The following is a 14,829-nucleotide window of genomic DNA, read 5'->3' on the forward strand; positions in this document are numbered from 1 at the left end:
ATCAGAACAACGGCGGAAGGTCCGCGTAAGGATCGCCACCGCCCGGAACGGTAGCAACAATCGTTGTGCCGGGGCCACCGAGTGCCGCAATCTGCTCTGCCAGCATCGTTATCGCGACAGAGGCCGCATTTGCCACCGCCTGGGGATTATCCTGATCGACAGGCACGGCGATATCGAAGACACGGGTATGATGAGACCCCGCACCGCCGCCTTCGGCAGCGACGAAATAGCGGCCCTTCAAGCGGAAATAGCCGTCATTTGCAGCCAAAGCCTGCTCGACACGAACATCCAGCCTGTGCTGTGGGGGTGAGGGGAACGGCCATGGTTCCGGCACGACCGAGCCGCCAGAAATTTCCGAAATGGCGCGCGCAAGCGTGATCGTGAAAGCGCGTTCGGGATTATCCGCCCAAAGGATCTTTGTGCTCGACCGTACGGCCCCGTCAGTGCCCTGCCACGACAATTCGTCGGCAGCGGCGTAATCCGGCAGCGACACCTCTTTCAGCTCTGTCGCGCCAAGCTGATCGCCGGTGAACTGCGTCGATGCCGGCGGATCAATCACATAGCGTGCGGTTCCGGTGCCGTCCCCGCAGCCCGACAACCCGATGGCAGTTAATGTGATCGCCGCAATTTTTGTTAGCCTGTTCATGTCTTTATCGTCCCAGAATAAAGGCGCGTGGGTTACGTTCTATTGTGCGTGCCAGCGAGCCGAAAGCAGTGGCTGCGCGGCCAAGCTCTGTCATCATGGCGCGGGCCTGCTGGTTAAAGACGCTGTCACCGCCATAGGCTGCAATGACAACCTCTGCCCGCGCAGCAAGCCGCTGAAAGCGTTCGGACAGCTCGGGCAGGGTCTGCGCGGCCTCGGCCACCTCATCGGCTGCGACCCGCGCTGAATCGAGCGCTTCATTCAAGCTGCCTGCCGCATTTCCATCCCGCAGATCGTTCAGCAGGCCAGAGGCGGCTTCAAGCGTGTCCGACAAGTTGCGTGGCAGTTGTTCGGCATCTTCCGTGCCCAGCATGGCACGGATATCGGCAAGTATCCCCTCTGCCTGTGCAGAAATCTCTTCGAAACCGAATTCTTCGACCGCAGCCGCAGCCTCATCAATCTGATCGACCATCTCGGGCACATCGACAGCGGCAAGCCGCACGGCCTCAGCGGCCTGCGCCGCCTCGTCCAGAGCACGGGACAGATTTGCTGCGGCTTCGCCTTCTCGCAGATCTTCGAGGACGCTTGAAGCTGCCTCCAGCGTGGCGGCCAGATCAGCGGGCAACTGCCGTGCCTCTTCGGTGCCGACGACCTGACGCAGGTCCGCCAGAACGCCCTCGGCCTCTGTCGATATTTCGGCAAAGCCGAATTCTTCGATTGCAGCCGCAGCACCTTCCATTTGCGTAACCATTTCCGGCACATTAGCAGCAGCCAGACGCACGGCTTCGGCAGCCTGCGCCGCCTCGTCCAAAGCGCGAGAAAGGTTCGCAGCCGCATTCGCCTCGCGAAGCTCAGACGTCATGGCCTGAATATCGGCGGCGGCCGCCTGCGTGTCATCCAGTGCCGTGCGCAGCGCCTTCGGAATGGCCTGCGTATCGGGCGATGCCGCAACCTGCGTGATGGCGTCCATCATATTTGTCGCGGATTGCAAAAGCCCTTCAAGGTTCAGACCGCCGAGCCTTGTAAACAGCCCCTCTGCCGAAGCGCCAAGGTCCGATACCTCCGGCGCGATGGATGGGATGATCGGATAGGGTTCGGCAGCAACGTCCAACGCGGCGGGCGCAGACATAGGCTGATCAACCAAGTCGATCACCTTCGAAATGCCAAGGAAGCCGGACGAGGACACACGCGCGCGCAACCCGCCAGCAACGCGGTCTTCGAAGAAGCGAAGCGCCTCTTCCTGCGTTGCGCCGGGCTCCAGCCCCAGACGACTTGGCGCAACGACGAACGTAATGCGCTGCTTGACCTCTTCACCCTCAGGCCGGTTCTCATCGATATCGACGCCAAGCTCTGTGACACGGCCAACGGCCAGCCCTTCATATTCCACATCGGAATCCGTGGTCAGCCCGTTCAGGTCGTTGTCCACCAGCATACTCAGGCGAATGTCATCCTCGGCAGAGCCGAACAGGCTGGCGCGCGCGGCTTCTTCGTCGGGCTGTAATCGGAACAGATGCCCGGCCTCAATCGGCTGGCCGCCTGCGGCCATTGTAGAAAAGGCAACACCGCCCTGAACCACCTGCGATAACGAGGCGACGTCAAGGCTCAACCCCTGTGCACCGAGCGAAACCGAAAAGCCCGACGTATCCCAGAATACGCTGGCAGAGGTCAGGCGCTTGTCGTGCGGTGCCTCGATAAACACATCCGCAAGCACGGATTCATCTTCTTCCGACAGCCGAAGGTTCTGCATACGACCTACTTCCAGCCCCCGGAATGTCACAGGCGCGCCTTCGGCCAAACCCTTTGCACCGGCGGATGACAGGACGAACCATGTGCCTTCGCTGGCCAGCCGCGCCAGTGTCGGCTGGTTCAGACCGACAAAGTTGGTTTCCTTTTCTCCGGCATCGGAATCCCAGAACCCTTCGATGAACACCCCCGAAAGCACGGTATCCAGACGCGATATGCCTTGCGCAGAAACGATAGGCCGGACAATCCAGAACTCTGCCTCTGTGTCGATATATTCGACGACCTCGGGCTCTACACGAATATTGACCAGCACATTGCGCAGATCATCGGTGAAGCTGACGCTTTCGACTTCACCGACGGTCACTTCGCGGAATCTCAGTGACGTTTCCCCCGGCACAATGCCCGTGGCATCACTGAACTCAACAGAGATCACCTCGCCTCGCCCGGAATAGGCGTTCCATGCAAGGCCAAGCGTTACGGCAAGTGCAAGAATTGGAACCAGCCAGACCAGCGAAAAGCCGGCCTGCGCGGCTTTGGCAGCCGTTCGTCGCGCCGGGCTTGCCGGACGGGGGGCAGAACTATCACTCATTAACGTCCTTCCGGCCACGTAGGGGTAAGCCGCGCCAGATCAGGCGCGGATCGAAACTTTGCGCCGAGAGCATGGTGAATGCAACCGACAGCGCAAATGACGCCGCAGCAGGACCCGGCTTGATCGACACGAAAAAGCCAAGCTGCACGAGCGCCGAGAGGATTGCGACGACGAAAACGTCAATCATCGACCAGCGGCCGATAAATTCCACAACCTCGAAAATATGCAGGCGGTTATGTGCATCTTCGATGGTCGCGGGCTTACCCGCCACGATGGCAAGCCAGATAATGGCGATGAATTTGCCGATCGGCACCATGACCGATGCGATGAATATCACAAGGGCGATCCACCAGTCGCCATAGTGAATAAGCTGCAAGACACCGCCGATGATTGTTGCGTCACCGCTGCCGCCCAGGCCGCCAAGCGACCTCGTGCTCATCATCGGCATCAGGTTGGCCGGGATATAGAAAACCATTCCTGCCAGCAGCCATGCCCAGACAGCCTGCAAACCGCGACGATCCGGGGGCGTCAGCGCCGCGCCGCATCTTGCGCATTCCTTGGTGTCATCAGGCCAGACACGGCCACAACTGCGGCACCCGATCAGCCCGGCACGATGCGACGTCAGTGTAGTCGCTTGGGTCTGTCTGGCCCCTGCCGCCTGTGCAGCATCTTGATTGGCTTCGGCTGCCTGCGTCATTCAAACCCCACCATTTCACGCCCATCGGTGCGCAGGCCCCCATCCTCGATCGCATCCCATATCGTTGCTGAGGACATGAAGCTCTTGTTGGCAAGGCTGACGAAGATCAGCGCACAGAACGCCCAGAAGGCTGGGCCGAAACTGATCGTTGCAAGCCCGCCGACCTTCACCATCGCCACCGCAGTCCCGATGATAAAAATTTCAGCCATTGACCAGGGCTTCATCTGCTCTGACAGACGAAAGGCTCTCGCGGCACCGGCATAGGGGCGTTTGCCGCGGGCAAGCGGCCAGAGCGTGTAAACGAGCAATCCTGCCCTGAGCGCAGGCAGCGCCACGACCATTCCCAATATCCCAACGGTCAGCGGCGCGATGAAGCCTTCGGAAAAGGCCATCGCCACACCGAAAAGCGATGTTTTGTTGCCCAGCCCCATTCGCGAGACTTCAAGGAAAGGAAAGAAAATCGCCCCGACCATCAGAACCATTGTGGTAATCGCCAGTGCGATGATCTGCGTAAAAGCACCAGCACGCGGACGCGCCAGCACCGTGTTGCAGCGCAGACAACGGGCGGTTTCACCGTCGCTAAGCTCTTCCTCGACATATAACGCATCGCAACGGGGGCAGGCGATCAGCCCCTCGCCGGTGGTCATGTCATATTCACCCGGTTGCAACATCAGAATAAAATACGGCTCACTGCGCCGCCATCAAGGCCAAGGAACCATGAGCCTGATGATTTAAGCGTGACTGCGCGTTCGCGGTTACAGATGCCACATGCTTCAATTCCGCCGCGTGACCGGGCAGAGTGGCGAAATCCGGGACGAGGAGGGGTCATGGACTACGATTTCATTATCGTTGGCGCGGGCAGTGCGGGCTGCGTGCTGGCCAACCGCCTGTCGGCCGATCCGGGCACGCGTGTTCTGCTGCTGGAGGCAGGTGGCCGCGATAACTATCACTGGATACATATTCCCGTCGGCTATCTGTATTGCATCGGCAACCCGCGAACCGACTGGGGCTTTCGCACAGCGCCCCAACCCGGACTGCATGGCAGAGAGTTGCTGTACCCCCGCGGCAAGGTTCTTGGCGGATGTAGTTCCATCAACGGGATGCTCTATCTGCGCGGTCAGTCACGCGACTATGACGGCTGGCGGCAGCTAGGGTGCACCGGCTGGGGCTGGGACGACGTCCTGCCCTATTTCCTGAAGTCCGAGGATTACTTTGCAGGCGACAGCGAACACCATCGCCGCGGCGGAGAATGGCGGGTCGAGGCGCAACGACTGAAATGGCAAGTGCTTGACGACTTCGCGCGTGCCGCCGAAAGCGTCGGGATCCCTCAGGTCGATGATTTCAACGACGGGATTGGTGAGGGCGTCGGGTATTTCAAGGTCAACCAGCGGCGCGGCCTGCGTGTCTCCACCGCCAAAGCCTTTCTTCGCCCGGCAATGAAGCGGCCCAATCTTCACCTCCGGGTCAATGTCCATGTCCGTCGCGTTGCCATTTCCGGCAATCGTGCAACCGGGGTCGAGGTCACGCAAGACGGGCAGACAGAGACCATATCTGCGCGTGAAGTGATCCTGTGCGCCGGTGCAATCGGCACCCCTCAGCTTCTGCAACTGTCGGGCGTCGGGCCGGCGGCACTTCTTCAGGATCACGGAATAGGGGTAATACGCGATGCGGCCGTGGGCGAGAACCTTCAGGATCACCTTCAGATAAGATGTGTCTACAAGGTCAGTGGCGCGAAAACGCTGAATCGCATGGCCGCCACGCTTCTGGGCAAAGCGCTGATCGCCGGACAATATGCTTTCTTCCGCTCTGGCCCGATGAGCATGGCACCAAGCCAGCTTGGCTGCTTTGCGCGCTCAACCCCCGATATGGAGACGCCCGATCTGGAATATCACGTTCAGCCGCTTTCCCTTGATGCCTTTGGCGAACCCCTGCACGCTTTCCCGGCGATTACGGCCTCGGTCGTGCCGCTGAGGCCGGACAGCCGTGGTCATGTGCGCATCCTCTCTGACGATCCGATGCAAGCACCAGAGATCTCGCCCAATTACCTGAGCGCGGATTCCGACCGCATGACCGCAGCAAACGCAATCCGCCTGACAAGAAAGATCATGTCCGCCGACCCAATGGCCCGCTACAATCCAGAGGAGTATCGACCGGGAAACGACAGTCAGACCGACGCAGAGCTTGCACATGCTGCCGGAATGATCGGTTCGACCATCTTCCACCCTGTCGGCACCGCGCGTATGGGAAGCGACCCGGAAGCCGTTGTAGATCCTGACTTGAAAGTGAACGGGGTCGAGGGCCTTCGTGTGGTCGACGCATCTGTCATGCCGCGCATCCCCTCGGGCAACACGAATTCCCCGACCATCATGATCGCGGAAAAGGCGGCCGACCTGATCAGGGAGAGATTATCCGGCATTTGATCTGTTAACTTGGTTTCAGCGCCCGGCTGCGCGACCCTTCATCGAACGTTGAATGAACGGGAAATGTGATGGCCGACCGGGGCGCGAATACACCAGTGATCATAAAACGGATCACGCTGTCTGAAAAATCCGGCCACCACGGCGGCGCGTGGAAGGTCGCCTATGCTGATTTCGTGACCGCGATGATGGCCTTTTTCCTGCTGATGTGGCTGCTGAACGCTACGACAGAAAAGCAGCGTGAGGGTCTGGCAGATTACTTCAATCCGACAATCGTCCGAACGCTTTCCGGGACAGGTGGCGCAGGCGCAACGATTGGCGATGCCAGCGGCTCGACGCACGAAGACATCGCTGATCCTGAAGCTGATGCGGTTGATGATCTGCATACGCAGATTCAGGATGAACTGGCCGGAATCGGCGCCGAATCTATGCAGAGACGGAATATTCTGCGCCATGTGGTAACGCGTGTCACCGATGAAGGGCTCGTGATCGACCTCGGCGATCTGGCGGATGCGCCTTTATTCGTTGAAGAAACTGACAAGCCGACCATGACGGCCCGCGAACTGGCGACAATTGTCGCGCGTGTCCTTTCCAGAACCGAAAATCAGCTTGCGATAGCAGGGCATGTCCGATCCTACCCCGCGGTCCTGGCAGATTCGCCGATCTGGACGCTGTCCACCCGCAGGGCCGATGCAATGCGCACCTTGCTTGAGGGTCATGGGCTTTCGACGAAAAGGGTTCAGCGAGTAACTGGAAAAGCGGATCGCCACAGCTTGCCAGCCGATCCGACAGGCGCATCCAACAACCGGATAGAGGTCATTTTACTGAACTAGTCAGGCTGCCGTCGCTGCAATTAGCGCGATCTTAACGACTATCGATCAGCTTGCGGTGCAAGACTCAGATAAAAGGGTACATGAATGTCCATTTCTTCTTCTTTGAACGCCGGTGTTGCGGGACTTGCAGCGAATGCGACCCGACTTGCCACGATCTCGGATAACATCTCGAATTCCGGCACTTTCGGTTACAAGCGCGTCATCGCTGATTTCGAAGGGATGGTCATCAATCAGGCCCGCGGTGCGGGCGTATACTCTGCGGGGGGCGTGCGCGCCTCAACGGCGCGACTGATCGATCAGCGCGGCACCTTGGTGCCCACGTCGAACCCAACAGACCTCGCCATTTCTGGCCGCGGTATGTTGCCGGTCGTCCCATCGGTTTCCATCGACAATAAGTTCGGCGATCAGCCGATGATGATGACGACCACCGGCTCGTTCAGAACGGACGCCGATGGGGTACTTCGCACGGAATCCGGTCTCGTCCTTCTTGGCTGGCCGGCAAATGCAGATGGCACGATCCCGTTGATGCCCCGTGATACAATGGGCGGTCTTCAGCCGGTCGTCATCAATGCCAACCAGACGGCTGGCGATCCCACCCGCAAAATGTCGCTTGGGATCAACTTACCAGCCACCAGAACGGAAGCTGGCGGTACAACGGACGCCCTCACTTCAAAAATTGAATATTTCGGCAACCTCGGCACGTCAGAGGCCCTGAATGTCAGCTTCACACCCCACACCTCCCATACGAATGGAATGTCCAACACCTGGACGCTGGAGCTTCGCGATTCTGCGACCGCAAACGATCCGACGACTGCTGCCGATGAGAGTATTATCGCGACTCTGACGCTGACATTTGCCAATGACCAGACACGCGGCGGAACGCTCGCCCAGGTTCAGAACACCGGCGGTTCAGCCCATCCAGACTACGATCCCGCGACTGGCACATTGTCGCTGACGGTCGGAAAGACGGACACATATGCAGGGGATCCGATGACCGTAACCATCGGCAAGTTGGGTGATCCGAATGGCCTCACACAACTTGGCGACAATTTCGCGCCAACCAATATCTCAAAGGATGGCTCTCCCGTCGGCAACCTGACGGCCATCAAGGTTGATGAAAACGGCTATATACGCGCGACATATGATACCGGCTTTATCCGCACCATCTACCAAATCCCGCTCGTCGACGTACCCAATCCCAACGGGCTAATTTCCCTCAATAACCAGACCTATCAGGTCTCACCTGATTCCGGATCCTTCTTTCTATGGGACGCTGGTGACGGACCGACCGGGGCAATCGTCGGTTATGCGCGTGAGGGGTCCACCACAGATGTCGCAGCCGAATTGACCGATCTGATCCAGACACAGCGCGCCTATTCATCAAATGCAAAGGTCATCCAGACTGTCGATGAGATGTTGCAGGAAACCACAAACATCAAACGCTGAGTGAATGTGATATGAGCATCGCCAACGCGCTCAATAACGCTATCAGCGGCCTGACCGCCGCATCACGTGGAACCGAGGTGGTTTCAACGAACCTCGCAAATGCCCTGACCCCGGGCTATGCGCGGCGCGAATTGGAACTCTCGCCTCGGTTGTTGTCGGCAAACGGGGGGGGCGTACAAGTCACACGAGTAACCCGGATCATCTCTGAATCGCTATTGGCCGATCTGCGGCTAGCTAATGCATCTCTGGCCCAATCATCGACATCGTTTGGCTTCTTCAAACAAATCGAAGCTGCTATCGGCCAACCTCTGAAGGGTAACTCGCTTTCGTCCTATCTGGCGGGGCTGGAAACAACGTTGATTTCGGCCGGAAGTCGGCCCGATAGCGATTTGCGCTTGGAGGCGGTGCTTGATGCAGCACATCAGGTCTCTGGCAAAATCAACGACATAAGCGCGTCGATCCAAAATGCCCGGATTAGTGCAGATCGCGAGATATATCTTCAAGTTCAGGAAATAAACTCTGACCCATCGCAGATCGCAAAGCTCAATCGGCAGATTATAGTGGCAGAAGCGAATGGTCGTGACTCCGCCTCTTTGGCCGATACCAGGCGCGCTGTGATCGACAGAGTATCTGGCAAACTGCCCATTCAGACCATCCAAAGGGACAACCGGCAGGTCGCCATCTATTCTAAGGGTGGAATGGTTCTTTTGGACGGCAAAGAACCTACCAAGCTGGAGTTCAAGGCAAAGGAAGCAACTGCGCCAAAGCCTGAACATCCTGTCCCGCTGGCTCGAACTGTCTGGCTCAATGGCACCCCCGCATCGCCAAGCGACTTTTCGCACCTTTCAGGTGGCTCGCTTTCCGAACTCTTCATGATCCGCGACCATCACACAGTTGCCGCTCAGAACACGCTGGATAACTTTGCGACTGGTCTTCACGACGTTTTTGCCGCGCAATCCGCCGATCCGACCATTCGGCCCGGCGGGTCGGGTTTATTCAGTGACCGAAGGGGCAATTACAGCCCGAACGATCATAGTGGTCTGGCCGGCAATCTGCGAGTGAACCCCCTTATTGATCCTGGTCAAGGCGGTGACTTGTGGCGAATAAGGAATGGTGTAGGGGCCGTTAGTCCGGGAGATGTCGGTGATGGCACTATACTTCAGTCGCTTGGTCGCATGTTGTCGGGTTCACAGACGGAAACACAAAATCAGCATGTTCAAGCGCCAAACCTCATGGAATTTGCGGCCAGCCTTTTCTCAGAAATATCGACTGCGCGGGTAACACTAGAGGAAAAACAGGCACATGATCAGTCAGTGAACTCTTCGCTTCAGGCTGCACTTCTCACCGATGGTGTCGACAGTGACCGTGAAATGGAAATGCTACTTCAACTGGAGAAATCCTATGCTGCAAACGCGAAAGTGATTCAGATCATCGACAAAATGCTAGACCAAATTCTGAGGGTTTGATCATGAACTTTTCATCAATCGGTGACCTTTCGCAGTTTATCGTGATGCGCAGCTCAAATTTAGCGCTGCGCACAGACATCCAGCGTTTGTCCAGCGAAACGACAACCGGGGTTCGAGAGGATATTCCAAAGCACCTTCGTGGAGATTTGCTCGATCTTTCCAGACTAAGTCACGCCATACAGTCGGCGGAGGCATACCAAAGAAACGTCAAGGAAGCGGAAACGGCCGCAAAGGCGATGCAGCTTGCTTTCTCAAATATTCAGAAGATTGCGGATTCCCAAGGTATCGCAATGCAAAGTGATGTGTCCTTGGCGTCGGATAAACTAAGACGCTCTGTCGCTTCGATTGCTGAAAGCCAACTGGATGACGTGATTGCTTCACTGAATACCCGTCTTGGTGGGCGGTATCTTCTGTCAGGAACCAAGGCAAACATTGCCCCAATCAAACCGGCCGAGAAAATCATTGAAGCAGCGGCGGCGTCGGCCTCTGGTGCGAAGACCGCCGAGCAGACATTGATGCAGCTGCGCGAATGGTTTGCTGATGACACCGTGAGCGGAAATGTCGGCGAAAACTTCTATCAAGGTTCTGTCCGCGATTATTCAATGCATGGTGTCGGCCCATCCCAGACAATTAGCTTTACACAGACAGCAAATGAAGAGGGAGTTAGAGAAGTACTTCTAGGTCTCACAATAGGTGCATTGGTTTCGCGAGGCGCGTTTTACAAACGCCCGGATCAACAAGCGGAATTGATGCGTGCTGGAGGCTCATCTTTGCTTGAAGGTAGTGCGGCACTTTCGCTCTCAATGGCGAGCCTGGGTTCGGTCGAGCACGCAATCGAACAAGCGAGCATAAGGCTAGAGCGTGAAATCAACACATTGCAGATCGAGAGAACAGAGCTGATATCGGTCGACAGTTACGAGGTCGGCAGCCAACTCGTTCAGGCAGAGGCGCAACTGAGGGCGCTTTATGCTGTAACAGCGCGATTATCTAATCTCAGTTTGGCGACCTATCTTTGATGCGTCGTTCAATCATATTTGTGTTGGCATGCATGATGGCCTTGTCGGCACAGAGCGCCACTGTCCGGCTGAAGGATATTGTCACGTTTGATGGTGTTCGTGGGAATGATCTGCTCGGCTATGGTTTGGTTGTGGGGTTGAATGGCAGCGGCGATAGCCTGCGCAACACACCATACACTGAGGATATCATGGCGACCCTTCTTGAACGTATGGGCGTCAGTGTAAGCGCCGATCAATTCCGTCCAAAAAACGTAGCGGGGGTGATGGTAACAGCTGTCCTTCCCCCCTTTGCTAGGTCTGGCTCGCAAATAGATGTGACCGTTTCTGCCATCGGTGACGCGAAAAGCTTGATGGGCGGCACGCTAATAATGACATCATTAATTGCAGCTGACGGTGACATATACGCGGTCGCACAGGGGTCTGTCATTTCCAGCGGTGTGTCAGCGAATGCCGAGGACGAATCCTTGGCTCACGGCGTGCCAACTTCCGGATCAGTTCCGCAGGGAGCAAGAGTCGAGCGCGAGGTCAATTTTGATTTTTCTAACCTTCGCAATATTCGACTCGCACTCAATCAGCCAGATTTTACAACAGCATCTCGCATCGAGGCAGCGATCAACCATAGCGGGATCGGCTCTGTCGCGATGCTGACAGATGCCGGCACAGTATCGCTGGATCTGACAAAGCTTAGCGATGTAAATCCCGCACGTATACTCAGCCGCATTGAGAATATTCTAATCGAAACTGATGCCAAGGCCAGGGTCGTCATCGATCACAGGTCCGGCACCATTGTGATGGGAGAAGATGTCCGGGTATCAAAAGTTGCAGTCTCCAAGGGGAACTTGACCTTGCGGGTCAGCAATATACCAATAGTATCACAACCAAGTCCGTTTTCTAACGGTGAAGCAGTAATTGTCAGGCAAGGTGCTGTAGATATCGATCAGGACAAAGGCGCCGGTTTCTCAGAGCTTCAAGGCATTTCTTCTCTTTCAGACGTCGTTTCCGGATTGAACGCTTTGGGTGTTTCGCCAAGGGATCTTGTAGATATTCTAAACTCGATCCATCGGGCCGGAGCATTGCATGCGGAAATCGTGGTGAAATGACAGAGGGATAAGGAGCTGGTTTTCTGTTAAAAACTGGATCGTTTGCAGTTACAATTTCCCTAGCTGTGAATGGAGCTGAAAAAGTGAAGTCATGGAAATTTACGGAAACGCATAAGGCTCTTACAATATCGGAGATGGCGAGCCTCACGGCACCGTCACGAACATGTTAACGTAGTCGCTCGGCAGAACCCCGCGTCAGATGTCGGCCCTCCGCTCAAGTTAGACTTGGTAGCAAATGTCGCGCACCCGCAGCCGCAGCGCTCCAATTAAAGCGATTCGACTTTAACTTGAGGCATATCCGGCAGTTTTGGAGTAATTCCAGCACTCTGTTGTGTCGTAGAGATCGCTGGTTGCGCCGATTGCCTCGAAGACTTTGGTAAATGTTCTCGCTCCGATCCGTCGCAGGTGGGCTTTCAGTTTCGAGGACGCTTGCTCTATAGAGTTCAGGTCCGACGAGTATGGCGGCAGGTAGAGAAATCAGCAGTCGTGTTCGCGGAGGGCCTTTGCCGCCTCCTTGTTCCGATGTGCTGCGAGTTTGTCGAGGATGACAACGGTCCCGGAGGTGATCTTCGGGACAAGCACTTCTCTGATGCAGGCAGCAAAGACTGGGCCATCTATGGCACCTTTGATGATACATGGTGCCATCAAAAGCATCCGGGGTCTGCCCCGCGATCAGCGTCTGCGTAACCCAGCTTCCAAACGGCGCGTCCATCGTCAGCCGCTCACCTCGCCTGGCCCTGCCACGCCAAGCTGTCGGGTCAGGTTCGTCTTCACGGCGGGTCCGCCAATGAAGGCCAGGTTCTTCGGCAGGAATGCGATGGCGGGCAAGCGGTGCCGGAGCCAATCAGCGCGTTGCGGCCTTACCCTGGCGCGACGGCGCTCGGTGGTGGCCAGCGACATTTCTCGTATGTGAACACAAGCTGGGACAGCAAGTTGGCAATCGAGGAGTGGTGGACCTGCCCGCCCTCTGCCTCAGACTTCAAGATTGATCCCACCGAGCTGAGTTGGCCCGTCGCTGCGTAGTCTTCACTTAGCGCAGTGCCGCCGGGCCAGCGGGGTTCTGCTTGTCCTAAGCCCGGTTGTTGAAGCGCCAGCTCAGAACGCCATCAAAATGTGTTCTGCTCGCGCCAACATCGATCTAATCCCATTTTGGCGGAGGCTGCAGACTCGAAATATTGGTTTGTGGCCTGCTGCCGGTTTCGTGGCCGCTTACAATTTTGCGCGCCGCCTCAAGACACTCAGCGGCCTCACGCCCTACGAATACATCTGCAAGATATGGACGTCAGAGCCAGATAGATCCATCCTAAATCCGATCCACCAGATGCCGGGACTGAACAGCTATCTGAAAGCGCACCGGACCGCGACCAGCATGGCAGGGAGTTCGGAGGATTTGGAAACAGTCCAGTGGACTGTTTTCCCGACGAACGCGGGCGTGGACGCCTGATCGGCCGAACCAAGGGCGGCATGAACACCGAACTGCATGCCATCTGAGACAGCCGGGGGCGGCCGCTCAACCTGTTTGTCACCGCCGGTCAGGTCAGCGACTACATCGGGGCACGGGCATTGCTCGGCAGCCTACCGGATGTCGATCGGCCACTCGGGGACCGCGGCTATGACGCCGACTGGTTCCGGGAAGCACTGAAAGACAAAGGGATACGCCCATGCATCCCCCGGCGAAAACAGCGCAAGAAAACTGTGAAGAACGACAAGCGCCGATACAAACGACGCAACCGCATCGAGATCATGTTCGGCAGGCTGAAGGACTGGCGACGCGTCGCAACCCGATACGACAGATGTCCAAAGGTCTTCCTCTCGACAATCGAACTCGCCGCAACCGTCATCTGTTGGTTATGAGCCATGGCCCTAGACGTGGCCGTTAAGAATTTATCCCGCAGTGATCCTTCCATTTAATGAAAGGATCACGCCATCAAAACACGGGATCAGTCAACTAGAGTCAGAGCAGAATGTCGTTCTCGTGAAGATCCGCAACTGAACGACCGATAAGCGTGATCGATGATTCGTCCCCAGTTTTGATAATCACATGTCCGGCGCTATTTGAAATCGTGCCATCTGAAATGAGGTCCGACAGTTGGCCTTCCAACCCAAGCGCCGAGATATCGATGACATCGCCATTGCCAGCACCAGGATCAAAGCCGTAAACCCGGTCTTTTCCGTGTCCCATGACGAACGCGAAGGTATCCTGGCTGTTGTTCGTGCTGTACATCCTGTCGTTTCCTTCGCCACCCCAAAGGGTGTCTCTGCCGAGACCAGCAGTAAGGACATCATTTCCTTCGCCACCATAGAGCTCGTCATCACCATTGCCGCCATTTAGGTAGTCATGACCGATGTAGCCGAACATCGTATCATTTCCGGAATAGCCATACATCTCATCATTTCCGGTACCGCCGCCCATCAGATCGTGACCTTCATGACCATCGTTTTGATCGCCAAAAAGCTTGTCTGACCCGGTGCCACCCCAGAGGGTATCATTACCCTCGCCTCCTTGCAGGGTGTCTTTGTCAGCACCTCCGCCCAGCAGGTCGTTGCCTTCATCACCCTCAAGTTCGTCAAACCCATTGCCGCCCCAAAGGGTATCGCTACCTTCATCGCCTTCAAGGTCGTCATCGCCGTCACCGCCAGCCAAGGCGTCGTTTCCGGTGCCGCCCGCAATGCTGTCGTTTCCAGTATCACCGGGACCTGCCCAGATTCTGTCATCGCCGGAGTTGCCATAAAGCTGGTCTGCACCATTGAAACCAAAGATGGTGTCATTTCCGCCAAGACCATTTATAATATCAAAAAATTCCGTGCCGAGTATTTCATCCGAACCAGGGGTCCCATTGAGAATAGCCATTTCGTGATCCTCGTGTTGATTTTTTGAG

Annotated in this window: 12 protein-coding genes and 2 pseudogenes; 8 read left to right on the forward strand and 6 right to left on the reverse strand. The window is 56.7% G+C overall.

Translation table 11 applies throughout. The annotated features are described in order from the left end of the window. Position 1: 1 nt before the first annotated feature. From PAF20_RS14765 to PAF20_RS14780, 4 genes are read right to left on the reverse strand one after another with little or no spacing between them, the layout of a single operon-like run. Complete coding sequence (locus PAF20_RS14765) at positions 2 to 646, reverse strand: PqiC family protein (RefSeq protein WP_271071357.1); 645 nt, start codon at positions 644 to 646, stop codon at positions 2 to 4. A 4-nt stretch (positions 647 to 650) separates the two neighbouring features. After that, a complete protein-coding gene (locus tag PAF20_RS14770) occupies positions 651 to 2,975 on the reverse strand; it encodes an MlaD family protein (protein ID WP_271071358.1) in 2,325 nt (774 codons plus the stop codon). Further along, complete coding sequence (locus PAF20_RS14775) at positions 2,968 to 3,672, reverse strand: paraquat-inducible protein A (protein WP_271071359.1); 705 nt, start codon at positions 3,670 to 3,672, stop codon at positions 2,968 to 2,970. Before PAF20_RS14775 ends, PAF20_RS14770 begins: the two co-directional genes overlap by 8 nt. Continuing rightward, positions 3,669 to 4,343 (reverse strand): paraquat-inducible protein A, encoded by a 675-nt coding sequence (locus PAF20_RS14780; protein ID WP_271071360.1) that lies wholly within the window; start codon positions 4,341 to 4,343, stop codon positions 3,669 to 3,671. Before PAF20_RS14780 ends, PAF20_RS14775 begins: the two co-directional genes overlap by 4 nt. 156 nt (positions 4,344 to 4,499) lie before the next feature. Here PAF20_RS14780 and PAF20_RS14785 point away from each other — a divergent pair, with 156 nt between their 5' ends. From PAF20_RS14785 to PAF20_RS14810, 6 genes are all read left to right on the forward strand, one after another. Beyond that, the gene (locus PAF20_RS14785; protein ID WP_271071361.1) at positions 4,500 to 6,092 is read left to right on the forward strand and encodes a GMC family oxidoreductase; all 1,593 of its coding nucleotides are present in this window, start codon (positions 4,500 to 4,502) and stop codon (positions 6,090 to 6,092) included. Positions 6,093 to 6,160: 68 nt separating this feature from the next. Continuing rightward, a complete protein-coding gene (locus tag PAF20_RS14790) occupies positions 6,161 to 6,922 on the forward strand; it encodes a flagellar motor protein MotB (protein WP_271071362.1) in 762 nt (253 codons plus the stop codon). Positions 6,923 to 7,006: 84 nt separating this feature from the next. Further along, positions 7,007 to 8,368 carry a flagellar hook protein FlgE gene (locus PAF20_RS14795; protein WP_271071363.1) on the forward strand — a complete coding sequence of 454 codons (1,362 nt, stop codon included), beginning with the start codon at positions 7,007 to 7,009 and terminating at the stop codon, positions 8,366 to 8,368. 11 nt (positions 8,369 to 8,379) lie between these two features. After that, complete coding sequence (flgK, locus tag PAF20_RS14800) at positions 8,380 to 9,834, forward strand: flagellar hook-associated protein FlgK (protein WP_271071364.1); 1,455 nt, start codon at positions 8,380 to 8,382, stop codon at positions 9,832 to 9,834. Positions 9,835 to 9,836: 2 nt separating this feature from the next. Further along, positions 9,837 to 10,850, forward strand: coding sequence for a flagellin family protein (locus PAF20_RS14805; protein ID WP_271071365.1), 1,014 nt, complete (start codon positions 9,837 to 9,839; stop codon positions 10,848 to 10,850). Beyond that, positions 10,850 to 11,950 carry a flagellar basal body P-ring protein FlgI gene (locus PAF20_RS14810; RefSeq protein ID WP_271071366.1) on the forward strand — a complete coding sequence of 367 codons (1,101 nt, stop codon included), beginning with the start codon at positions 10,850 to 10,852 and terminating at the stop codon, positions 11,948 to 11,950. The genes PAF20_RS14805 and PAF20_RS14810 overlap by 1 nt, the downstream gene beginning before the upstream one ends. Positions 11,951 to 12,232: 282 nt before the next feature. Here the strand turns inward: PAF20_RS14810 and PAF20_RS18875 are convergent, their stop codons facing one another. Then, the gene (locus tag PAF20_RS18875; protein WP_353620620.1) at positions 12,233 to 12,418 is read right to left on the reverse strand and encodes a hypothetical protein; all 186 of its coding nucleotides are present in this window, start codon (positions 12,416 to 12,418) and stop codon (positions 12,233 to 12,235) included. A gap of 724 nt (positions 12,419 to 13,142) precedes the next feature. On the opposite strand from PAF20_RS18875, the pseudogene PAF20_RS14815 reads away from it, so the two are divergent. Further along, a pseudogene (locus PAF20_RS14815) lies at positions 13,143 to 13,289 on the forward strand (IS481 family transposase); the annotation flags it as partial. Next, positions 13,287 to 13,804: pseudogene (locus PAF20_RS14820) on the forward strand (IS5 family transposase); the annotation flags it as partial. The pseudogenes PAF20_RS14815 and PAF20_RS14820, both read left to right, overlap by 3 nt. A gap of 100 nt (positions 13,805 to 13,904) precedes the next feature. Here the strand turns inward: PAF20_RS14820 and PAF20_RS14825 are convergent. Then, a complete protein-coding gene (locus tag PAF20_RS14825) occupies positions 13,905 to 14,801 on the reverse strand; it encodes a calcium-binding protein (RefSeq protein ID WP_271071367.1) in 897 nt (298 codons plus the stop codon). Between the last annotated feature and the right edge of the window lie 28 nt (positions 14,802 to 14,829).

The organism is Paracoccus albus (genome assembly GCF_027913035.1).
Lineage (GTDB): Bacteria > Pseudomonadota > Alphaproteobacteria > Rhodobacterales > Rhodobacteraceae > Paracoccus > Paracoccus albus.